19 protein-coding genes, 8 tRNA genes, 1 other RNA gene and 1 pseudogene are annotated in these 22,522 nt (G+C 34.9%); 6 read left to right on the top strand and 23 right to left on the bottom strand.

Going from position 1 to position 22,522, the window contains the following annotated elements; all coding sequences use genetic code 11:
* Positions 1-5: 5 nt before the first annotated feature.
* The 22 genes and pseudogenes from QWZ06_RS02550 to rpsU all read right to left on the bottom strand — a co-directional run bounded on the left by QWZ06_RS02550 (position 6) and on the right by rpsU (position 14,874).
* Positions 6-644 (bottom strand): hypothetical protein, encoded by a 639-nt coding sequence (locus QWZ06_RS02550; protein ID WP_290295559.1) that lies wholly within the window; start codon positions 642-644, stop codon positions 6-8.
* Between the two features lie 10 nt (positions 645-654).
* Positions 655-1,275 carry a hypothetical protein gene (locus QWZ06_RS02545; RefSeq protein WP_290295558.1) on the bottom strand — a complete coding sequence of 207 codons (621 nt, stop codon included), beginning with the start codon at positions 1,273-1,275 and terminating at the stop codon, positions 655-657.
* Positions 1,276-1,963: 688 nt separating this feature from the next.
* Entirely contained in the window at positions 1,964-2,506 is a 543-nt protein-coding gene (gene nusG, locus QWZ06_RS02540; protein ID WP_115970243.1) for a transcription termination/antitermination protein NusG, read from the bottom strand.
* Positions 2,507-2,526: 20 nt separating this feature from the next.
* A complete protein-coding gene (secE, locus tag QWZ06_RS02535; RefSeq protein ID WP_290295556.1) occupies positions 2,527-2,733 on the bottom strand; it encodes a preprotein translocase subunit SecE in 207 nt (68 codons plus the stop codon).
* Positions 2,734-2,745: 12 nt separating this feature from the next.
* A tRNA-Trp gene (locus tag QWZ06_RS02530) sits at positions 2,746-2,816 on the bottom strand.
* A gap of 53 nt (positions 2,817-2,869) precedes the next feature.
* A complete protein-coding gene (gene tuf, locus QWZ06_RS02525) occupies positions 2,870-4,075 on the bottom strand; it encodes an elongation factor Tu (RefSeq protein WP_290295555.1) in 1,206 nt (401 codons plus the stop codon).
* Positions 4,076-4,338: 263 nt separating this feature from the next.
* Positions 4,339-7,438: pseudogene (locus tag QWZ06_RS02520) on the bottom strand (efflux RND transporter permease subunit).
* A gap of 62 nt (positions 7,439-7,500) precedes the next feature.
* Positions 7,501-8,586, bottom strand: a complete 1,086-nt coding sequence (locus tag QWZ06_RS02515; protein WP_290295554.1) for an efflux RND transporter periplasmic adaptor subunit — start codon at positions 8,584-8,586, stop codon at positions 7,501-7,503.
* A 3-nt stretch (positions 8,587-8,589) separates the two neighbouring features.
* Entirely contained in the window at positions 8,590-9,831 is a 1,242-nt protein-coding gene (locus QWZ06_RS02510) for a TolC family protein (protein WP_290295553.1), read from the bottom strand.
* 325 nt (positions 9,832-10,156) lie between these two features.
* Positions 10,157-10,858, bottom strand: a complete 702-nt coding sequence (locus QWZ06_RS02505) for a sensor histidine kinase (protein WP_290295552.1) — start codon at positions 10,856-10,858, stop codon at positions 10,157-10,159.
* Between the two features lie 5 nt (positions 10,859-10,863).
* Entirely contained in the window at positions 10,864-11,415 is a 552-nt protein-coding gene (locus QWZ06_RS02500; RefSeq protein WP_290295551.1) for a hypothetical protein, read from the bottom strand.
* Positions 11,416-12,096 carry a response regulator transcription factor gene (locus QWZ06_RS02495; RefSeq protein ID WP_290295550.1) on the bottom strand — a complete coding sequence of 227 codons (681 nt, stop codon included), beginning with the start codon at positions 12,094-12,096 and terminating at the stop codon, positions 11,416-11,418. It abuts the gene before it with no gap.
* Between the two features lie 345 nt (positions 12,097-12,441).
* Positions 12,442-12,513 (bottom strand) — tRNA-Thr (locus QWZ06_RS02490).
* Positions 12,514-12,553: 40 nt separating this feature from the next.
* A tRNA-Gly gene (locus tag QWZ06_RS02485) sits at positions 12,554-12,626 on the bottom strand.
* Between the two features lie 87 nt (positions 12,627-12,713).
* Positions 12,714-12,794: transfer RNA gene (locus QWZ06_RS02480), tRNA-Tyr, on the bottom strand.
* Positions 12,795-12,814: 20 nt separating this feature from the next.
* Positions 12,815-12,888 (bottom strand) — tRNA-Thr (locus QWZ06_RS02475).
* Positions 12,889-12,977: 89 nt separating this feature from the next.
* Positions 12,978-13,050: transfer RNA gene (locus tag QWZ06_RS02470), tRNA-Gly, on the bottom strand.
* Positions 13,051-13,138: 88 nt separating this feature from the next.
* A tRNA-Tyr gene (locus QWZ06_RS02465) sits at positions 13,139-13,219 on the bottom strand.
* A 20-nt stretch (positions 13,220-13,239) separates the two neighbouring features.
* Positions 13,240-13,313: transfer RNA gene (locus QWZ06_RS02460), tRNA-Thr, on the bottom strand.
* Positions 13,314-13,422: 109 nt separating this feature from the next.
* The gene (locus tag QWZ06_RS02455; protein ID WP_290295549.1) at positions 13,423-13,713 is read right to left on the bottom strand and encodes an HPF/RaiA family ribosome-associated protein; all 291 of its coding nucleotides are present in this window, start codon (positions 13,711-13,713) and stop codon (positions 13,423-13,425) included.
* Positions 13,710-14,597 carry a tyrosine-type recombinase/integrase gene (locus QWZ06_RS02450; RefSeq protein WP_290301284.1) on the bottom strand — a complete coding sequence of 296 codons (888 nt, stop codon included), beginning with the start codon at positions 14,595-14,597 and terminating at the stop codon, positions 13,710-13,712. The genes QWZ06_RS02455 and QWZ06_RS02450 overlap by 4 nt, the downstream gene beginning before the upstream one ends.
* 79 nt (positions 14,598-14,676) lie before the next feature.
* Positions 14,677-14,874 (bottom strand): 30S ribosomal protein S21, encoded by a 198-nt coding sequence (gene rpsU, locus QWZ06_RS02445; protein WP_045501128.1) that lies wholly within the window; start codon positions 14,872-14,874, stop codon positions 14,677-14,679.
* A 266-nt stretch (positions 14,875-15,140) separates the two neighbouring features.
* Here rpsU and ssrA point away from each other — a divergent pair.
* Positions 15,141-15,542: a transfer-messenger RNA gene (gene ssrA / locus QWZ06_RS02440) on the top strand.
* Positions 15,543-15,722: 180 nt separating this feature from the next.
* On the opposite strand, the gene QWZ06_RS02435 is transcribed toward ssrA, so the two are convergent.
* On the bottom strand, positions 15,723-16,247 hold the full coding sequence (locus QWZ06_RS02435) for an antirestriction protein ArdA (protein WP_290295548.1): 525 nt from the start codon (positions 16,245-16,247) through the stop codon (positions 15,723-15,725).
* Between the two features lie 1,014 nt (positions 16,248-17,261).
* Here QWZ06_RS02435 and QWZ06_RS02430 point away from each other — a divergent pair.
* The 5 genes from QWZ06_RS02430 to QWZ06_RS02410 all read left to right on the top strand — a co-directional run bounded on the left by QWZ06_RS02430 (position 17,262) and on the right by QWZ06_RS02410 (position 22,520).
* Positions 17,262-17,891 (top strand): hypothetical protein, encoded by a 630-nt coding sequence (locus QWZ06_RS02430; RefSeq protein WP_290295547.1) that lies wholly within the window; start codon positions 17,262-17,264, stop codon positions 17,889-17,891.
* Positions 17,892-18,070: 179 nt separating this feature from the next.
* Positions 18,071-18,367, top strand: a complete 297-nt coding sequence (locus QWZ06_RS02425; protein ID WP_290295546.1) for a DUF2695 domain-containing protein — start codon at positions 18,071-18,073, stop codon at positions 18,365-18,367.
* Between the two features lie 4 nt (positions 18,368-18,371).
* A complete protein-coding gene (locus QWZ06_RS02420) occupies positions 18,372-18,728 on the top strand; it encodes a hypothetical protein (RefSeq protein ID WP_290295545.1) in 357 nt (118 codons plus the stop codon).
* Positions 18,729-19,201: 473 nt separating this feature from the next.
* On the top strand, positions 19,202-19,963 hold the full coding sequence (locus QWZ06_RS02415) for a hypothetical protein (RefSeq protein WP_290295544.1): 762 nt from the start codon (positions 19,202-19,204) through the stop codon (positions 19,961-19,963).
* A gap of 319 nt (positions 19,964-20,282) precedes the next feature.
* Positions 20,283-22,520 (top strand): type VI secretion system Vgr family protein, encoded by a 2,238-nt coding sequence (locus tag QWZ06_RS02410; protein ID WP_290295543.1) that lies wholly within the window; start codon positions 20,283-20,285, stop codon positions 22,518-22,520.
* The last annotated feature ends 2 nt before the right edge of the window (positions 22,521-22,522 follow it).

The following is a 22,522-nucleotide window of genomic DNA, read 5'->3' as shown; positions in this document are numbered from 1 at the left end:
TTTTATTATTGAAGCCCAAGAGGCGTATTAGTAGATACTCCTGAAAAAGATGCCGATGCAGATACTGAACCTGTAAATGTTCCCCAGTCTTTTATCAAAGATTTTTCAAATACATTTAAAGTAAGCGTCCATGTTCCATTTTGTGCAGATACTGTTCCTGCTCCCTTAAAACTTAAATTAATTGCCTGAAAAGTTTTTCCCCCTTTCTGTACTTTGGTTACTTCAGTAGAATATGCTCCATACAATCTTGAAGTAGAAGTAGTAGTCGCAGACACTGCATCAGAAAAAACAGCTCCTGTAATAGCAACCACATATTTGTCTGCATCTAAGCCTGTATTCAGATTAATTACTTCGTCTTGTTTTACATTTTTAAGAACTACCTTATACATATTTACAGGTGCCACATTACGAAGGGTAATGTCTAGCAGCTTTACTTTACCTATAGGAGAGGTATCTTTTGATCGGGTAAGTAGTAAATAATTTCCTCTTGCTGTAGCATTTTCAGTATCTATCAGATAAGATTCTACCAGCGTTTCTCCTTCTACATCAAGAGTTCCTTTTGGATTGGCTGTATTAATTCCTACTTGTGCTTTCAGGCCTAAAGAAGCAAGCGCTACAAAAAATGTTGTTATAATTTTTTTCATTACTGTGTTTTTATTGAATTAAAGGAGCTGCTGCTGCACCTGTGGTAGAAGACTTAAGATCCTGAGTCGAGTTGAATTCTTTTGCATAAGATCTGTCGTAAACAAGTAAATTAAGTGTCCATTCTCCAGTTGGCAAATTTGAACTTGGAGAGAATCCTTCATAATCTGCCTTTAGTTTCCAGGTTGTACCTGATGAATACGCAAATATTTGAGGAACCGGAGTCAGCCAGTCTCCAGTATTTGTTCTTACCGGTTGAGTAAATCCGAAAGAAGAAATTACTACAAGAAACTTTTTAGAATTGATTTTGGTATCAAACTCATTTACCCAATCCTTATCTGAAGGATCACAAGTAATTTTAAATTGAATAATGTTGATCGGCGCCGGTGAATTCGGTACAAAGGTATCATTGTATGCCGTTATTTTATTCTCGGGTGCCGGAGATTTGATAATAAAAGTATAATTTTCATCAGCACCCAGTTTTTCCATGGGCTTTTTGAAAACAATACCGGATGTCTTCATCGTACCGTTTACAGTCAGTTCCTTTTCGGGTTTTGCAGTATTAATACCAACTTGGGCATTCATATATACTGCTGAACCTAATAATAGGATCATCGAAATAATTTTTGTCATTGTCCGTTATGTGTTTGCTATAAGTTTTTGTTCCCCATATTCTCGCATCCCATTTAATGTTTAAGTCTAAAAACATTAAAAACGTATTGCGCATCTGTAGACAGTGCACTTTGTGAGATAAACAAAAAGTTTTATGGGTTAACTCAGCATAAGTTGCAAGAAACATGCCATGAAAAGGGAATAATTCTATAGAAATAAAGCTTAATAGCAGACAATTCACTAATTCTCCCACAAAAGTGAGTATTACCCATGAGCAAAGTACTCTATAGAAGTAAATAACGGAGAATTCAATTTTACATTTTCAGTAAAAAAATATTTAAAAAATTATAAAAAATAAAATAATAGAGATGAAAACAAATGTATTTTTATCAATAATTAATTATCGCAGAAAAAATTCGTTGAAGCCCACTCAATATTAATCTATTTTTATTCAATTAATATATTGATCTTGGGTTGAAACAATGCAATTGGGGAAGTGTAATCTGGTATGGAAGTATTAAATGAATTCCGGATAAACTAAAAATAATAGTTCTCTTAGGAAGATACTTCTGAAATAAAATAATACATAGAAGAAAATTGGATAAAGGCATTGAATCCATTCTCAATCACACCGGATTTATTTATTATATATTATCAACAAAAAAAGACCGCTTAATAGCAGTCTTTTTATATTTTATATAAGTAAATATTATACTTTTTCTACTTGCATGTAGCTTAGTTCCATTGGAGTTTTTCTACCGAAGATCAATACAGAAACTTCAATTTTCTTTTTGTCTTCAAGAATCTTCTCAACCGTACCATTGAATCCGTTGAAAGGACCATCGATCACTTTTACGTTTTCACCTACTACATACGGAATTTCAACATCGCTTGCAAATTCTGAAAGTTCATCCATTCTTCCAAGCATTCTGTTCACTTCTGATTTTCTCATGGGAACAGGATCGCCACCTTTTGTTAAACTTAAGAAAGAAATAACTCCAGGAATGTTTTTGATAACGTGTGGAATTTCTCCCATCAACTCAGCTTCGATCATCAAGTATCCAGGATAGTAAGGTTTTTCTTTAGGAACTTTCTTACCGTTTCTAATTTGAATTACCTTTTCCATAGGAATAACCACTTGAGTAACATACTGCTCAAACCCTAGACGTTTGATTTCTGTCTCAATATAGTTTTTCACTTTATTTTCCTGTCCGCTGATAGCTTTCAGCACATACCATTTCAATTCGCTCATTATGGGAAAATACTTTTTAATTAGTTGAACACGTTGATTAGCATTCCAATGATGTTGCTGATTGATTTAGAAAACAATTCATCAACTCCAAAGGTAAATAATGCCAGAATCACTGTCGCAATAGTCACTACAATAGTAGACGACTGAAGGTCAGCCCATTTTGGCCATTCAACCTTATGTCTGAATTCGTTATAAGAACCTTTTAAAAAATCGACAAATGAACTCATAATTTATATTTGCACGGGCACAAGGATTCGAACCCTGATCAACGGTTTTGGAGACCGGTATCCTACCATTGGACGATGCCCGTAGTTAAAAAGCTTCCGAGAGTTTCCTTTCGGAAGCTTAATTTATTTAAGATGATTAGTCTAAGATTTCAGTAACCTGACCTGAACCAACTGTTCTACCACCTTCTCTGATCGCGAATCTAAGACCCTCGTTAAGAGCGATTGGTTGTAACAATTCTACAGTGATCTCTAAGTTATCACCAGGCATTACCATTTCTACACCTTCTGGTAAGAAGATCTCACCTGTAACGTCAGTAGTTCTTACGTAGAACTGAGGACGGTACTTGTTGTGGAATGGAGTGTGACGTCCACCTTCTTCTTTAGAAAGGATATAAACAGATGCTTTGAATTTTTTGTGTGGTTTCACAGAATCTTTCTTAGCGATTACCATACCTCTCTTGATGTCAGTTTTTTCAATACCTCTCAACAATAGACCTACGTTATCACCAGCTTCACCTCTGTCTAGGATTTTTCTGAACATCTCAACTCCTGTAATTGTAGAAGTTAATTTTTCTTCACCCATACCAACGATATCAACTGGATCTCCAGTGTTGATAACACCAGCTTCAATTCTACCAGTTGCTACAGTACCTCTACCTGTAATAGAGAATACGTCTTCGATTGGCATCAAGAATGGCTTATCAGTATCTCTTACTGGCTCGTCGATCCACTCATCAACTGCATCCATTAATTCTTCAACAGTTTTGAACCACTTATCTTCTGAGTCACCGTTAGTAGCTGCAGTAAGTGCTCCAAGAGCTGAACCTTGAATTACTGGAGAGTTATCTCCATCAAAGTCATAAGTAGCTAATAGATCTCTAAGTTCCATTTCAACAAGCTCTAACAATTCTGGATCATCCACCATGTCAACTTTGTTCATGAAAACAACGATCTTAGGTACGTTTACCTGACGGCAAAGTAGGATATGTTCTCTAGTTTGAGGCATTGGACCATCAGTTGCAGCACATACTACGATAGCTCCATCCATCTGAGCAGCACCAGTTACCATGTTCTTAACATAGTCGGCGTGACCTGGACAGTCAACGTGAGCATAGTGTCTTTTTACAGTTTCGTACTCGATGTGAGCAGTATTGATAGTGATCCCTCTTTCTTTTTCTTCTGGAGCAGAGTCAATTGAAGAGAAGTCTTTTTTCTCAGCAAGACCTTTGCTAGCTAATACAGCAGAAATAGCAGCTGTAAGAGTAGTTTTACCATGGTCAACGTGACCAATAGTACCAATGTTCAAGTGTGGTTTGTTACGATTAAACGTTTCCTTTGCCATGATTTAAAATTATTTATTTATTGTTTTTCAAATTTTCGGTGTGCAAATATAATGAATTTTTAAATACCAAAAACTTTTTATTCAAAAAACTTTCAATATTCTCATCCGATGAAGGACAAACCTTATATTTCGATGCATTGAGACTGCAAATTTACACATTTTTCCGGATTGAAAAAATCTTTCTGAGACCTTTTACAACTCCTTTTACAGAAAAGCCTGAAATACAGAATATTTCAGGCTCAATTAATATATAAAATGAAAGATTATCGGGCTTGACTTAGCCTTTTAGGCCTGTTAAAAATCCAGAAAATGATCGGGAAAATAAGCAAAGTAAGCACAGTAGCGGTTATCAATCCACCAATAATTACAATCGCTAAAGGTTTTTGTGATTCTGATCCGATTCCTGTAGATAAGGCTGCCGGCATCAATCCGATGGACGCCATAAGAGCCGTCATGATCACTGGCCTTGTTCTTGATTTTACTCCGGTTAATATTGAATTATCTATATCCAGTCCATTTTTAACATTCTGGTGAAATTCTGTGATCAGAATCACCCCATTTTGTATACAAATTCCCAGAAGTGCAATCATTCCTACTCCAGCAGAGATTCCAAAATTGATTCCAGTAACATGCAAGGCAATAATACCTCCGATCAGAGCGAACGGAACATTCGCTAATACAAGAAGTGAATCCTTCATATTTCCAAACAGGATAAACAAAAGGAAAAAGATCATCAGAATACTTACCGGAACTACTTGTGCCAATCTGTGTGAAGCACGCTGTTGGTTTTCAAACTGCCCTGTCCAACCTACGGAATATCCATCCGGAAGCTCAATCGCTGCTACTTTTTTCTGTGCATCAGCAATAGTACCTCCCAAATCACGGTCACGAATTGAGAATTTTACTCCGATATATCTTTTAATATTATCTCTGTAAATAAATGCGGCACCATTATCTTTTACAATAGTACTGATCTCTTTTAAAGGAATTTTTGCCCCATCCTGAGTAGGTACCATCAATGCTGCAATATCATTTTCATTGGTTCTGTATTCCTGTGAATAACGGAGACGGATCGGAAATTTTCTTTCTCCATCAAACATTTCAGAAGCGGTTTTCCCTCCAAAGCCATTTCCAATACCGCTTGTGCATCTGCCGGCATCACCCCATAAGCAGCCATTTTATCTCTATCTAATACGACACTTACTTCCGGCTGGCCTATATTTTTAATGATTCCCGGATCTTTTACTCCATCAACATCTTTAATTTTTGTCAAAATCTCGTGAGCCAATTTATCCAAGGTTTCTAAATTATCACCATAGATCTTAATTCCATTTTCAGCTTTAAAACCAGCTACAGCTTCTGCTACGTTATCTGAAATCGGCTGCGAATAGTTGAAGGTAATTCCCTGATAGCTTCTCAGCTTTTTATCAATTTCATTAATAAGTTCATCGTAGGTAATTTTCCGTTTCCATTCTTCTCTTGGCTTAAGGTTTACCGCGAACTGTACAAATCCGAATCCGTTCGGGTCTGTACCATCATTACTTCTTCCTGTCTGTGCCAGAACATCTGTTACCTCGGAGAAACTCATAATGTCTTTTTTCAAAAGATCTGCAGTTTTCAGAGATTCTTTTAAAGAGGAACTCATCGGCATTTCTGCAGTGATCCAAAGGGAGCCTTCATTCAACTGTGGCAGGAATTCGGTTCCAAGGAATTTTCCGGAAAACAGTGTCACTGCAAGGAATGAGATGGCAACAATCATACTCGTTTTTTTATGCTTAAAAGTAAGATTGAAACCTTTTAACACAATTCTATCCCAGAAATTAACAAACGGGTTATTTTTTTCTCTTACATTTTTATTGAGAAGGATATGCGAAAGCACAGGAACCAATGTTAATGTAAATATCAATGCCCCTATCAGGGCGAATCCTAAAGTAAATGCTAAAGGAGAGAACATTTTCCCTTCCACTTTCTGGAATGAGAAGATTGGAATCAGGGAGGTAATAATAATCAGTTTCGAGAAGAAAATAGCTTTTCCTAATCCCGTTCCGGTCTGTTTGATCCAGCCTCCTTTTGCCAATTTATTGAATTTTTCCATTCCATATTTATGAGCCTTGTGATCCAGCATTACAAAGAGCCCTTCCACCATGACGACGGCTCCGTCAATGATAATCCCGAAGTCTACAGCTCCCAGTGAAAGCAAGTTTGCACTCATCCCTGCCAATTTTAAACATAAAAAGGCAAACAATAGAGATAAAGGAATGATAATAGAAACGATCAATGTGGTTCTCCAGTCCGCCATAAAGATCAAAACAATTACCGTTACCAATACAATTCCTTCAATCAGGTTGTGCATTACAGTTTTAGTAGTAAAATCCATCAGGTTATCTCTATCGTAGAAGGTCACCATTTTTACATCTTTTGGAAGGATTTTCTCGTTCAGTTCTTTAATTTTAGCTTTTACCCCTATCAAGACTTCTCTTGGGTTCTCTCCTTTTCTCATCACAACGATTCCTTCTACCGTATCATCATGATTATTCAAAGCTGCCTGCCCCACTCTAGGCATAGAGCTTTCATGAACTTCTGCCACATTTTTTACCAGAACCGGGTTTCCGCTGTCATTCTGAATGGTAATATTTCCGATATCTGTAATAGATTTTACTAAGCCTATCCCTCTTACTACATAAGCCTGTCCATTTTTTTCAATGACATCTCCTCCAACATTCAGGTTACTTTGGTAACAGCATCATATACCTGAAGTGGTGTTAAATTATATTTATCCAGTGCTCTGGGATCAATACTCAATTCAAATACTTTATCCTGTCCACCAAAAACATTGATATCCGCTACTCCGGGAACTCCTCTCAAAGCACGGTCTATCACCCAGTTTTGCAGGGTAAGCAGTTTACGGGAATCTTTCGTCTTACTTTCCAGTGTATATCTGAAAATTTCTCCGGTTGGCCCGTAGGGTGGTTGCACTTCAGGGTCTACCTCGTCAGGAAGGCTAATGGTTCTTAATTGGTTATTGACCTGATTTCTGGCAAAAGTATCATCCACCCCATCATCAAACAGAATCTTAACAATGGAAAGGCCAAACATGGTGGTACTTCTTACACTGGTTTTCTTCTGAACCGGGCTCATGGCCAATTCTATGGGGGTAGTAACAAAGCGTTCTACTTCTTCTGCACTACGCCCATTCCATTGGGTAATGATTACAATCTGGGTATTGGTAACATCCGGAAAAGCTTCGATAGGCATATTTTTGAAACTTATAAATCCGGCAATTGCCAAAATAGCTACCCAGATAAAGGTAAATGCTTTATTCTTTAATGAAAAAGCGATTATATTTTTTATGAATTTATTCATGATAGATACATTGATGACCTAAAAAAGCCGTTGAAAGAATTTATTTTAAATCACTACAATTTTCAGCTGTTTAAAGAACGATATATCAAAAGCTGGTTGTTGGTAATTACTTCTTCTCCTTCTTTAAGACCGTCTGCGATATAAGTAACATCTCCTACCTGCTTCTGCACTTTAACTTCTCTTACTTTCACATCAGTTCTTGATTTGAAAACGACTACAAAACTTTTGTTATCATCAAAAATTACAGCTTTAGAAGGAATACTCAACATTGTATTGCTTTCCAGACTGGAAACTTTTATCGTCGCCTTACTATCCGGAATCAACAGTCCATTGGCATTATCCAGGACTACTCTTGCCTGCATAGCATTGGTCTGTGGGTCAATAATTTTAAATATTTTATCAATTTTTCCGTCAAAAACCTTATCTGGATAAGAGAGTGTAGATACCTGAGCTTTCATTCCAAGGCTGATCTTTTCAATATCCGACTCGTTAACGTTCATAATTGCCCATACATTGGTTGTATTCGCTACGTCAAATATATTTTCACTTCGGTCACTTCGCAGCTGCATATCTTTATTGATACTTTTCTGAACAATATATCCGTTGATAGGAGCTACTACACTATATATATTTCCTGTTTTCACATTATAAACAGTACTTACTGCCGTGGCTCTCTGCAATTGGTCTTCTGCTTTCTGCAACTGGCTTTTGGCTTCCAGCACTTCTCTTTCCGTATTCAGTTTTCCTTCATAGAGCTCTTTAGCCACTCTAAGGTTATTCTTAGCAACAACAAGATCGGTTTTAGCATCACTTACATCTTTTTGAATTTCGGCAAGCTCTGTACTTCTGATCGTAGCCAGCACCTGTCCTTTTTTCACGTAATCTCCAAGTTCTACATTTACACTCATCACATTTCCACCTACCAATGGATAAACGTCTATATAACTATTTTTGTCTGCGGATATTTTTCCGTAAAAGCTATATTCATCTTCTATATTCTTTTGCTCAGCCTTTGCCATAGAAATAGACTTCAACATTGTATTGCTGAGTTCAAATCCTTTTTTAGCAGGGTTTGCTTTTTCTTCCTCTTTTTTGGAACAAGCCATTAATGATAAGATCATCAATACTGGGATAATATAAGTTTTCATTGTTTAATAGAAGATTTTCGTTTGTACTAGTTGATTAAGTTGTTCTGCCGCCTGCATAATCTCATTCTTCATATCATAAATTTGAAGGGCTGTTTCCCGGTAGCTATCCATGAAATCTGTAAATTCAATAAGATTTACATTTCCTTTTCTAAAATTGGTCACCATTCCGTTATACACCAGATCCATATTCTGAAGATCTGTTGTTTTGATACTCACAAGCTGATCATATTGTGCTTTCCAGGTTTTATAGGCTGCCTGTACTTTGGTTTCAAGAGTTAGTTTCTGGAAATCTGCATTTTTTTGATTCTGCCGGATCGCATAGTTAGCTTTTTCCACATTCCCTTGATTTACTCTCCATAATGGTAAGGGAATTCCTAAAGTAAGGTTGGCTTCATTATTAAAAGTACCTCCTGCCTGATCCCATGCTGCCCCCACATTAATATCCGGCACATTCATTGATTTCTGCCATTGAGCATAAAGCTTGCTGTTATCAATTAGTTTTAGATTGTATCGATAATCAGCATTATTTTCAAGGGCTTTATTTTTTAACTCTTCAGCATCTCCAAAAGGCTGAGCTGCTAATGCTTCTTTGGCTTCAGTTTCAGGGATCAAAGGCTCTATATCTTCTGTAACTCCCGTAAGAACTTTAAGATTCTGTTCAAAATCAAGAATATTTTTATTGATCTCAAGTTTGTCATGATTCAGTTGGATCACTAAACTTTGAAGTCTAACGGCATCTTTAAGGGATACATTTCCTTTGGCTGACTGTACACGATAGGCACTTAACAGATCATTCATATATCCTAGCTGCTTATCTGTATTCTCAAGCTTTAGTCTTTCGTAGTAAAGATTAAAATAGGCAGATCGAAGCTGGGATCTCAAATCAACAAGAAGTTGTGAAAACTGAAGCTGGGCCAGTTCTTTATTAGACTTTGCAAAGGCAATTTCATTTTTCTTTTTGCCCCCCATATAAATTAGCTGAGTAATTCCTGCTCCTTTTGAATGGCCAACATCAAAAAACTTTTTACCCTGAGGGTTATAAGCATTGAACTGCCCGCTCAGTTGTGGCAGCTCCCAGATTTTGGCCTGTAGAATATCAGCATCAGCCATATTGATGTTGTATTGTTCGGCGAGCAGCTGAAGATTGTTCTTTTGAAAAGCATTTTCGCAATCCAAAAGAGACATTTGCTGTTGTGCCGCCATGAATGAGGAAACGGCAAGACACAGCACTGCAATTCTGTTCATTATTTTTCTTTTTAAATTACAAAATTGCTCGGATGCGATTAAAAGAAACTTAAAGAGGGCTTAAAAAAATATTAAAATCACCTTAAACCGTCCATTTTTAAAGGGATGAAGAAAACTAGAAACTTATTTTTTTCTCCTATAGTTGAATTTTTATCAAAAAATTTAATCTGAAGTTTAACCAAAATTAAGACTGCCTTTTGAGACAAGCCATCTTAAATAAAATATTTTTTAAAAATTAATGTGAACTTATTCATGTACTCTGAGGGTGATGAATAAATAATTTCTGCGTCATGATATTCCAAAATTCTTTTAACAATTCTCAATCCTAAGCCGGAACCGGAAATATTCTGAGCATTATTTCCCCTTGTAAAGCTTCAAACAATTTGGTCTGCTCTTCTTCTGAAATGGTAATCCCATGGGAAATAACATCCACACTAAGGTTATTGGTCGTTTCAGTTATCAAAACTTTTACTTCTGTATTGTCAGAATATACAGCAGCATTTTTAAATAAATTAATAAAGACAATCACCAATAATGATGGTATACCACTAATGGTAAGAAAAGCATTTTCAAATGTTTCTTCAGTAATTAGAAAGTCAAGCTGAAGCTCAGGGTAGCTTTTTTCCACCGCTTCAAAGGCCTCAAAGATCACTTCATCTATTCTCACATCCTCATAAATACTTTGAATATTCTCTTTATCAAACTTTGTAAGCAACAATAATGAATTCGTTAAATCTGATAATTGATAAACATCCCTCTGAATCTGTTGCAATGCGGAGAGGGTCTTTGGAGAATGTTCTTCAAACTTAATCAGATTTTCCAATTGAAACGCCATTCTCGTGATAGGTGTCCTGATTTCGTGGGAAGCACTTGCTGTAAAGTCTTTTTGCGATTGAAATACATCATTAAGCCGCACAATCATCGTATTAAAAGATTTTGCAAGAACATTTACTTCATCATTAGATTCCTGTACGGGAATCTGAGTGGTAAGCTTATGAGCCGTCACTTCTGAAATCTCTTTATTCAAATCTTCTAAAGGGCGAAGAAACTTTCCACAAAGTAATAACTGAAGAATCCTATAAGAAGTGTACTCATCGCATAGGCAGCAATCAAAAGGTATTTCAGAAATCCTAATTTTGACTTTCCATTGGTATCAAAAGCACTGGTGAGAATATAATAATTTTCCCCATTAATGTTTCTCAGCGCTGCATAAATTTCAGGAACTGTTTTTTCAGTGTAAATAATTTTCTTTTTATCCAGTTCCTTCAGCATTGCACTATCCCAGGTAACATTACGATCTTTAATTGTACTATAGATTAATTCTTTTTGTTCATTAAAAATTAAAATCTTCTCATTCAAAAGAATATTATCTGAATTTTCATTGAAAAAAATAGGAGCCTCTTCTTCAAAATCTTTTGACTTTGAAATAAAATGGGTGGTAAACTCCAAGCGCTGCCTAAACCTCTCTTTAAATTCATCTCTTCTGAAATCATTAAAAGATAAATAAATGACCGCCATCACCATCCCAAAAAGTAATGAAAAGGCGATACTAATCGTTAAAGCGATCTTTCTTTTTAAAGACATTTATAATGGACTTAAGTAGTATCCGAAACCGGAACGGGTATGGATTAATTTTATTTTAAAATCTTTATCAAGCTTTTTTCTTAAGAAATTGATGTATACCTCTACAGTATTAGTATTGGTATTAAAATTATGTTCCCAAACATGTTCAGTGATCTGTTGTTTGGATACAGTTCTACCTTGTGCTTCTGCCAGGTAAACCAATAGTTGGAATTCTTTTAAGGTCAGGGTTATTTCATTTCCACCACGATATACCTTCTGCTCAGTTTTGTTGATAATAAGATCATCTACCCTTATAATATCCTGATCAGCGGTATCTGAAGGCATTTTTCGTCTCAGCAGTGAATTGATCCTTAGCAGGAGCTCTTCAAACTGAAAAGGTTTTACCAGATAATCATCTGCCAATCGGGTAAAGGCATCTTTTTTATCTGAAATATCTCCATACGCAGAGATGATAATGATGGGAGTACTTTTATCAAAAGAACGGATCGTCTGACAAACATCCAGCCCATTTATTTTTGGAACATTGATGTCCAGCAGATACAGATCGTAAGAATTATTCTTAATTTGACGAAGAAAAGTTTCTCCATCATAGATTTTATCACAGGCAAAATTATTAGATTCTAAAAATCGGCAAAGCTCTGCAGAAAGAATGAGATCGTCTTCTAATAAAAGAATATTCATCAAAAATTTATTTTACACGAATGTAGCGAAAATTTTTATGATGATTATCGGTCGATGATAAAAGTTAAAAAGAATAAGGGACAATAGATTTTTTTGAATAAGAAAATTCAGGATCTGATTTTATAATCTGCAATTAAAAATATAAAATAGACCATTGATTTTTTAAACAGTTGTATAACTATTTTTTGCTATCAGATACCTTATTATTGCCAACGCGAATATTTATTGTTTACATTGGGTGAATAAAAATAAAGTTGTTTTGAATAAAGGGGAAGTATATTTTGTCGATAATATATGATCAATTTAAGACAAAAAAAATTCCCGAAGGGATTCGGGAGATTCGAGAGCCAACTACGGGACTTGAACCCGTGACCTCTTCCTTACCAAGGAAGCACTCTACCGCTGAGCTAAGTCGGCATTAATTAAAAAAATCACACTGAATAGCGTGATTTTTTTGAGCGGAAGACGGGGGTCGAACCCGCGACATTCAGCTTGGAAGGCTGACGCTCTACCAACTGAGCTACTTCCGCAATTTTGTTTCCAAAATTATTGGTAAACGCTTTGCAAAACTAAGAATTAATTTTCAATTCTGCAAACTTTTTTTCTAATATAAAATGTGGGGAGAGCAGGATTCGAACCTACGAAGCCGAAGCAACTGAGTTACAGTCAGTCCCATTTAGCCACTCTGGAATCTCCCCAGATATTTTATATTAAATTGAGCCTCCAGAGGGATTCGAACCCACGACCCCGAGATTACAAATCACGTGCTCTGGCCAACTGAGCTATGGAGGCAATTTAACTTTTAGACTGAAAACGATGGAGAAACTCTACTCTACGCATTTCAGTGTTAAAAAAATCAACTTTAAATATTGATTTTTGTGAGCGGAAGACGGGGGTCGAACCCGCGACATTCAGCTTGGAAGGCTGACGCTCTACCAACTGAGCTACTTCCGCAATTTTGTTTCCAAAACTATTGGTAAACGCTGTGCAAAACTAAGAATTATTTTTTAATCTTGCAAACTTTTTTTTAAAAAAAATATAGTGGGGAGAGCAGGATTCGAACCTACGAAGCCGAAGCAACTGAGTTACAGTCAGTCCCATTTAGCCACTCTGGAATCTCCCCAGATATTTTATATTAAATTGAGCCTCCAGAGGGATTCGAACCCACGACCCCGAGATTACAAATCACGTGCTCTGGCCAACTGAGCTATGGAGGCAAATATAAAAAAGAATTCAAAAGATCGCTGTTCCTTTTTTGCGATTGCAAAGATAGAACAGATTTTTTGAATTCTCAAATATTTTATAAACTTTTTTTAACTTTTTTTTCTATGCCATTTCTTTTTTCTTGATTAATAGCTTTTTAGCTGTATCAACACAAAGATCCAAACTTTCTTCAAAACTTGCAGATGTCTTCTTTACGACAATATCGTCTCCCGGAACCGCCAAAATAATCTCCGCTGTTTTATTAGCTTTATCCGCATTATTTTCTACTTTCAGAAATACTTTACACTCTTGAATTTTATCATAGAATGTTTCTAGCTTACTTACTTTTTTGTCGATGTGTGATTCTAGTGGTTCGTGTGGAGTTAAACCAATTGATTGAATTGAAATCTTCATAATTCTTCTTTTTTTGACGCTCGAGGGTGAGCTTGATTAAACACTTTTTTCAATTGTTCAATATTAGCATTCGTATAGACCTGAGTACTGGCAAGACTGGAATGCCCTAATATTTTTTTTACTTTGGAGATCTCCGCCCCATTATCCAACACGTGAGTAGCAAAGCTATGGCGAAGGATGTGAGGACTTCTTTTTTCTTTCGTTGTTACAAGACTAAGGTACTTATTAACTACCACATAAACAAATTTTTCGTTGAGTTTTTTCCCTTCCTTATTGACAAAAAAATAGACTTGATATTCTGTCTGTGGCTTTCTTATTTCCAAATAACTTTTAAGTAATTCAGACAAGTCTTCGGAAATAGGAATCACTCTTTGTTTATTCCCCTTCCCTATTACTTTTAATTCATTTCCGTCTATATTAACATTCTCAAATATCAGGCCACAAAGTTCTGCTTTTCTCATTCCTGTTTGATAAAGCACTTCCATGATGCATTTTTCCAGGATGTCATGTACCTGTTCAAAGACCCGATCATTAAGATCAGTCATTTCTTCTTCAGACATAGGAATCTGCTTTTCTGCGTAAAATTTCAAGGAAGATATCCCTTCAGTAGGAGAAACCTTAATTTCGCCTATCTTTAAGAGGAAAAGATAAAAACTTCTGAGTGATGAAAGTTTTCGATTGATACTTCTTTTGGAGATATTATTTTCGCTTAGATCAACGATAAAGTTTCTGATGATTTTTTTATCGGCTTTGGAAATATCGTGGGAGGATTCTGTTCTGAGATAGAAATGGGAAAAGTCGTCAAGGTCTTTTTTGTAGCTTGTAATGGTGTGAGGTGAGTACCTTTTTTCGAATTGTAAGTATTCTAAAAACTTTTCCAGCATCATTGGTATAAAAATAAAAATTCACTTCTCAAATATAAGAATTTAAGAAGTGAATTAATATGTGTTTAAGAAAAAATTCTTAAGCCTGCTCTTCCTTGCTAAGTGCTCTTTGCTTGTAAGCAGCTTTCAACTTAGATTGTCTCAAAGTTACAGAAGGCTTGATAAACGCTTGTCTAGATCTTAATTGACGAACTGTACCTGTTTTATCAAATTTTCTTTTGTATTTTTTTAAAGCTCTGTCGATGGATTCACCATCTTTAACTGGAATTATTAACATATTTTACATCTCATTTTGGATTGCAAAACTAGGCTTTTTTTCTTGAAGTACAAAACATATTATAAGAAACAATCTTCAATTGATCTTTATCCTCCTTAAAAACCTAGTATTAAAGGCAGTTTACGCACTATTTTTTTTTATCCACAATTTCTAAACATTTAAATTATAGCCATTCAGTCTTTTTTTATGAGCTTATTTTTCATCAAAACAATCAACATTAATGAAATGTAAACAAAAAGCATTATCTTTGCCATCACTTTATTCATGGGGTTGACTGGTTTCGACAGCAAGACCAATGGGTAAGTAAGCATGCAGAGAACCGTAGCGCGATCTCTATAATCCCTTGCTACAAAATTTTAACTGGCAACGAAGAGTTCGCTCTTGCAGCTTAATATCGAAGTATAGTAGATCAAGCGTTTTCCCGAAGATTTCAGTAGGGAAGCAAGATATTCCACAAATGCTCTGTTCTGCGGCGTTTGATCCTGGGATATAGGAATGCGGAAATAAGATTTCAGAAGCTTCGGCTGAAATTCGAAAACCTTAGAAGATAAGCTGGAAGTTGGGTGTCTATCCTCTGCCTTCAGTCGAAAACCAATGGTAGAATAAGCATGTAGAAAGCTTATGTATTGCTTGTTTGGACGAGGGTTCGAATCCCTCCAACTCCACTTTTTAAGCTAAAGAGAATTTGTAAATTATTGAATTTTAAATAATTACATTTTCTCTTTTTTGCTTTTGTACCCAAAATCGTACCCAAACTTTTGAAAAATGCTTTTTTGAATCTGTTTGAATCTAATTAAACTTATTTGAACTTTAAGAGTTACAACTGAGTTTATTATAATGCAAATATACTACGATTTAAAATAATGTCCATTACTCTCAAAGTAATCAAACATTATACTTCTTGCCGTAGCTTCCCAATCAATAACAATCCAATTAGGAATATTAAACGTGTCATCTTCGTACAGCCATTGTACAAAATCTTCATCGCTGTCGTATTCGCCGTAATAAAAATTGTTTACATATTCATACAAGCTTTGAAAGTCCATATTTCCGAGATTATCCAAACACGCTTCGTATACCTCTACGTCATGTCCAGAATCATTGATCTGTTCAAGAACGTCATAAATATCTTTTGATATATTACATTCGCTCAATAATCCCAGCTTTTCCAGAATTGGACATTCATAATCTTGAAACATAAATTCGGGATCATGTTCGTCTTTATGAAGTTCATACATTGCACTGAGCAGTTCGTTATAATTAGAATAATCGGAAAGGTTCATCCATTTCCCAAATAGTGAGCAGTTATTGTACTTTGCGTACGTTCCTACGTAGATACTAGCAGTATCAAGACAATTTGTTAACTTTGTCATGTTGATAAGTTTTAAGTATGATTTAAAATTTATTGATGTCGCCTTGTCGTGCTCCAACACTTCAAGGCATTTTTGTTTTTATATCGAACCTTGTACACATAGAAACAAGGTATTTTTTAGTAGAAAGTAGCTTACAAAAGCAGTATAAATATACAATAAAACACTGATAAACACAAGTATTAACAATACTTTTCAATCAAAATATCAACACTTTACAAGATCTTATTAAAAACTTTTTAACTAGTCGAAGCACTGGAAAACAAAAAGAGTCTGAGAAAAATAAAAACCCTCCATAGGGGGTATGTCAAAAAAAGATCTTTGAGGGGGTGCGAAATCTGCTTAGTGGGTACAGACTCGATACATATACAAAAAATTTGAGATTAGGTATAGGGGTGTCTTTTTACCGTGAAATTTAGCGAGCATTGGTGTAAATAGTAACCTAAGTATTATACAGTTTCCTGTATATCCGTAATTGAATTAAGTATTGAGCCAAAACATCACAAACCGTTTACCAGAGTTACCCGAAATAGTGGTTTAGGGTTATTTAGAAGAGAGTTAGAAAGGGATAAATAATGAAATTATAGTATATATTGGTAATATGTTGCAGAAACACGGAAAGCCCATCTGTTTATAGTAGTTTGCAGAGATTACACGTTAAGATTGTATGAACCAACAAAAAATTGCATCATTTGTGTTTTCAAAGTCTTTCGTTTCATCGAGGGACTTTTTTCGTTTTTGGGGTAAATAGGTAGGTATATATTGACAAAAGTGCACTTGTCATAATTCCTATTTTTTACACCCCCATCAAAACCATAAAGATTACTTACCTAAATCATATCAAAAATATGCGCCCACACAAAAAAAGATAAAAACATTTCATTCGTTATTATTGAAAATCAAATTATTACACGCATCAATCCATAAAGATTAAAAAAATGACGCAAGATCTATTGTTATCATTGACGCAATGCGTAAATTAGAAAGTTATACGACATTTAACCAAACTACATAAACATGATTGAAGCACCAAACCTTGATAAAGTAAAAACTCATAAAAACTCATATCCAAATTCGATGGGATGTATTTTAATTGCACCTAAATTTCATAAAAAAGGATTTGATGAAATAATTCAAAGACTTGAATATTTAAACCATAGAAGTGGTGAAAATCTTCACTTTTATTGTGCAGGTTATGGCGCATATTGGAATAGTGAGTTTGCTCCAGATATGGAAGAACTTGGAATTAGTCGAATGTTTAACAACGATGCAATTCCATGGGCTTTTAGCCAAAACTACTTTGCAAAGTTTGTTGATGAACTAGAAAATGAAACAAATTGGACATATTCTGGGGGAACAGAAATTATTGTATTGGATAAAAATTTAGAATTCAAAAATTGTATAGTTTTTAAAATAGACGAAATGATTTCTGATAAAATTATTGATAATCCAAATGAAATCATAGAAGCTCTAATTCAGCAATCTAAAAAAGGAAGAAGTAACACTTTAATAAGTTTACAAGGTATTGGTAATTTAGCATTTGATGAAGCGATCAAAGGTTTCTTAGGATTTCTACCAAAACCCATTGAGAATATATGGAACATATGGAATAAAGGAAAATATTATACATTAGTTGACTTAAAATAAAAACGTGCAAAACAAGGGTTTTCCAAAAACGGGGCTGAAGTGCTTCGGTTGAACATTTGTGCAAGGTTCAAGGTTAATAATTTTATTGAACTGATGTGCTAAAAATCCCCGCCTTCGGCAAACCCCGAAACATTAGCGGCAAGCATAGCACGACATACACCAAGAAATAAAAGAACCCTATGGACAAAGACGAAAAAGAACGAAGAAAACAATTTTTGAAAGAGTTGCGAGAAAAGAAACAAAAAGAGTTTGAACAGAGTTTGCCAATGGACAGAGAAATTTTTGAAAATTTATTTGATTATCTTGACAATCAATTAGAAGAAAATAATTGTGATGATACAAACAAATTGACATTAGAATTTTTAGTAAAAAATAAGATAGAAAATATTGAAACTGTTTTAAACTGGTTTGCTGAAAACGGTGGTTATTGTGACTGTGAAATTTTAGCGAATGTTGAAGAAAAATTTGAAAATTAATAAAATGAGCAAAATACTTGGACTTGATTTAGGAAACAACTCAATTGGTTGGGCAATAGTTGACACTGACCAAAATAAAATCATTGACTGCGGTGTACGAATATTTCCTTCACAGAAAATCTCGAAAAGAAATCTTTGGGAAAAAGCTATTGAATTAACTGAAATTCGTTTTAAAATAATTAACTTTCTAACTCAAAATTTCAAGGCGACACCTTATTTATTTGGACTTTCTTTTCTAACTATTCTAACCCTCACCCTGACAATGATTAATAGACAGAATTGGCAATTTTGGTTGAATATTGGTTTGACAGCATTATTTTCGACCTTAACAATTTTTCATCAAGACAAAAACAAGAAATGAAAACGCTAGTCGCTAATAGCTAAGTTTTCGTCTTGTCCGTAGGACACGAGATGAAAACCCTGTTGAACTTTACCTTTGAGAGATTTTCATGAGTTATGGGTTTATCATAGAAATATTTTAAAGAAATAGAAGAGACTTTGATAAGGGTCTCTTTTTTGTGGGTGATGATGCACGAACTGTTGCATTTCCACTAAAAAAACAAACTGTCATATAATTACAAAATTTCTTATATTAGCACCTCAAATTTTATCGAAAAAATAAAGCGTTTGCTTTTTATACTACCTTACAGGAATCTGGTAAATTCAAAATTAGGAGTAGGTAAATAAGCGAAATGCTCATGCCATAGGCGTGGGCTTTCCTGTTTATATCCTAATGGCTTACCAGAGCCCCTGTAAGAATAGATAGGCAAAGTCCCACGCTTTCTGCATTTACAACCTTTCACTTTGGGACTGGGTGATATAATAAAATCACTTATGAAAAAGTTTATCCTTTCTGTATGCATAATGCTAAGTGGCATTTACTATTCTCAAACCGCTACAAAAAAGTTTAACTCATTCCAGAACCGATATGAATATTTTGATTCTGGAGGAAATATGATTGGTTATGAGAAATACAATAACTTCTCGAAACAGTGGGAGTATTATACTACAAATACTCCACAAGCTAAACAGCCTACTCAATATCGTGATCCACAACAATTGAGCATTTCAGGTCTGGGGAATGCCATGGCAATAAAGCAAAATAACTATAATAATAATGTACAACAACTGCAAAATGCAGTTAATAATATCTCTGATCAAATTAATAATTTAGATGTTACTGATGAGCAAAAGCAAATAATACATAATAATTTTCAGCAGCAATGCATCAATGAATTGAATCGAACCAAAATCAATTATTCTTCAGTAAATGAAACTAATCGTGTTATACAATGGTTGTACAATTCCTTGAACATAATTATTAAAAATGCAGTTTCAACATCGAATTATAATTCAAAACAAAACTTACCCCGCAATACTTCAAACCAGCAACTAAGTGCTCAAGTATTAGAAAAGTACTCATCCCAGATCGTTGATTTGGATCTTAAAATAATGCGTTACGGATCAAACAATAATGAATATCAAACATATAGAAAACAGTTCTCATTATTAGCTCAAAATGGAGAACTAAATGAAACTAATTCAAAAGAATTATTTGATAAGATGTCCAATATAGTAGCTAAATTGTCCAACTAAATCAGCTTTAGTTTATGTACTTATAAGCAATAATATTATAAAAAAGCCTTGATTGATCCACTTTCAATCAGGGCTTTATTTTATTTGAAAACATCTATACTACCTATCAATAGGTAGAAATATAAAATCTGCTACATAGTACCAATACATACTACAAATAATAATTCCTATTTTATTCATTCTTAAATCACTCATATAATAATTAAAGAGGTTAATCGTAGTTCTACTACAATTTTTAAAATTTAGTTGCAAAAATCTTTTTTGGCATTATTTTTTATCTAACTTTAGTGATTTAATATCAGAAAACACACAAATCATCATGAAAAAAAACACTTCAAATTCAGACAAGATATCAGAGAATCATATAGCAGGTATTAACCGTGTGGTGAAGCTTGATATTGTGGTTGATGGAAAACCTCTCAGCCACTTTAAGCACTTCCGATTACAACAAAGCGCTAAATCTCATCATAATTTTGAACTTACTCTAGCGCATGATTCTTTAGGTGAAGCACAAAACCATAACTTAGAACAGGCAAAACAGTTTTTCGGCAAAAGATTAACTGTCACTTTCAAGTATAAAGATCCTGAAAACGAAAGCCCAGAACGGACATTTGTAGGAGTTATTATGAAGGTCGCATTCAGTCAGGAAAAGATGAGTCTGGGAAACATTGTCCTAAAAGGAAGTAGCCCAACAATACTGATGGATTCTGCCCCACATACTCAAAGTTTTGGAGGGAGTCAGCCCGTCAATACATCAATTATTGCTGACAGGATCATTAAAGAGTCTTTGGGTACTAATAACTTCGATTTCAGAATTGATACACAAAATAAAGGATATATTAATTATAGCTCACAATACTGCGAAACTCATTATAACTACCTTGCCAGAATTGCAGAGGCTTATGGAGAACAATTTTATTATGATGGTGAGGTGCTTCACTTCGGAAAGTTACCACCTCATGAAAAATCCATAAAGCTTATTGATGGCAGTAATGTCAATGATGTACAGATAGAGCTAAATGCGGTACATATCAAGCCAGAATATTTTGGTTATAATAGCAGTAATAACGCAAAAATTATTGGCGTTGATAATAAGATCAAGCATCTTGGTGAACTATCATCGGAGACATACGACCTTAACAACAATATATTTAAAACCCGCTCACTGACTCCTGCTCCTGTAAACCCTAATATGTTCCTTGATATAGATGATTCACAAAAAAGTGCAAGAGGGAGTAAAGCTGTAGATGTTTTTACCGTTTCAGGAAAAACGACAGTACCATTTCTGTTTACAGGTTGTGTTGCAGATCTAGCTATGAGAAAACCAGATAGTAATCAAACTGCACACTTCACTACATTGATGATGACTGAGGTAAATCATGAAGTGGATGCAAGAGGATACTACACAGGAAGTTTTCAAGCAATCGCTGAAGGAACTGGCTTTATGCCTAAGCCTGATTTTATAATGCCAAAAGCTGAACCACAAATTGCAACTGTTATTTCAAATGTAGATCCTTTAAACCAAGGAAGAATACAAGTGAGATTTGACTGGCAATTGAATGATACAACTCATTTTATCCGAATGATGAGCCCAGATGCAGGCGGAACAGATGCAATAAGCCAAAACAGAGGATTTGTTGCAGTTCCTGAAATCGGGGATCAGGTAATGGTAGGTTTTGAATATCACAATCCAGATTTTCCTTTTGCAATGGGTGGAATGTTTCATGGTGGTGTAGGTTTAGGAGGTGGAATGGACAACCGTGTAAAATCTTTACAGACCAGAAGTGGACATAGGCTCGTATTTACAGAAGATGAAAGCATTTTACTGACTGATAAAAGTGGTAATGAATTGAGATTTGATACAGAAGGAAGCAATATCAATATTACCTCCCCTGAAACTATTACCATAAAATCAAAGAACCTGAAGTTTGATATTGAAGAGAATATTGAAACCAAAGCAGGAAAGAATATGGATACCAATGTTGGGCAGAATATCAAAATTATTGCTAAACAAGAGATAAGCCAGGACAGTGGTAAGAAAACCATTATTAATGCTGGAACTAATACTGAAATATCAGCAAAAGCTCACCTAGACCTTTATGGCAAAGAAAAATTCATAGGTTACACAGATGGGCAGACAGAGTTTGGAGCAAAAGACAGAATGCATGTATATGGTGCGAACTCATTACTGACTGCTAAAGATAAGATTGAGTATAAAGCTCCTCAAATGAATAAAGTTCCTCAAAATGGTGAGTTTGAGTATACAAAAGAAAAGCAAATAGCATCAATGTATTGGGCTTATGAAGAAGAAAATACATCCTTAATGGATGATTCCAAGTTTTTTGTTGATATGAATCTCATTGTTCAAACAAGAAACTATGAGGAGGGAGAAAATATTGATGTTACTATAAAGTCTGATGATGGTGAACCATTAGCAGATGGCATTAATGAATTAACTTTATCAGGAACTGTTGATAAAGATGGAATGGTAATTTTTAAAGAGCCATTAAAAGCTTACACTCTTGAGCTTATGACGGAAGAAACAGAAAACACATAAAT

Origin of the sequence: Chryseobacterium tructae, assembly GCF_030409875.1 — a bacterium.
Taxonomy (GTDB): domain Bacteria; phylum Bacteroidota; class Bacteroidia; order Flavobacteriales; family Weeksellaceae; genus Chryseobacterium; species Chryseobacterium tructae.
This window is presented reverse-complemented; position numbering and strand designations above follow the sequence as displayed.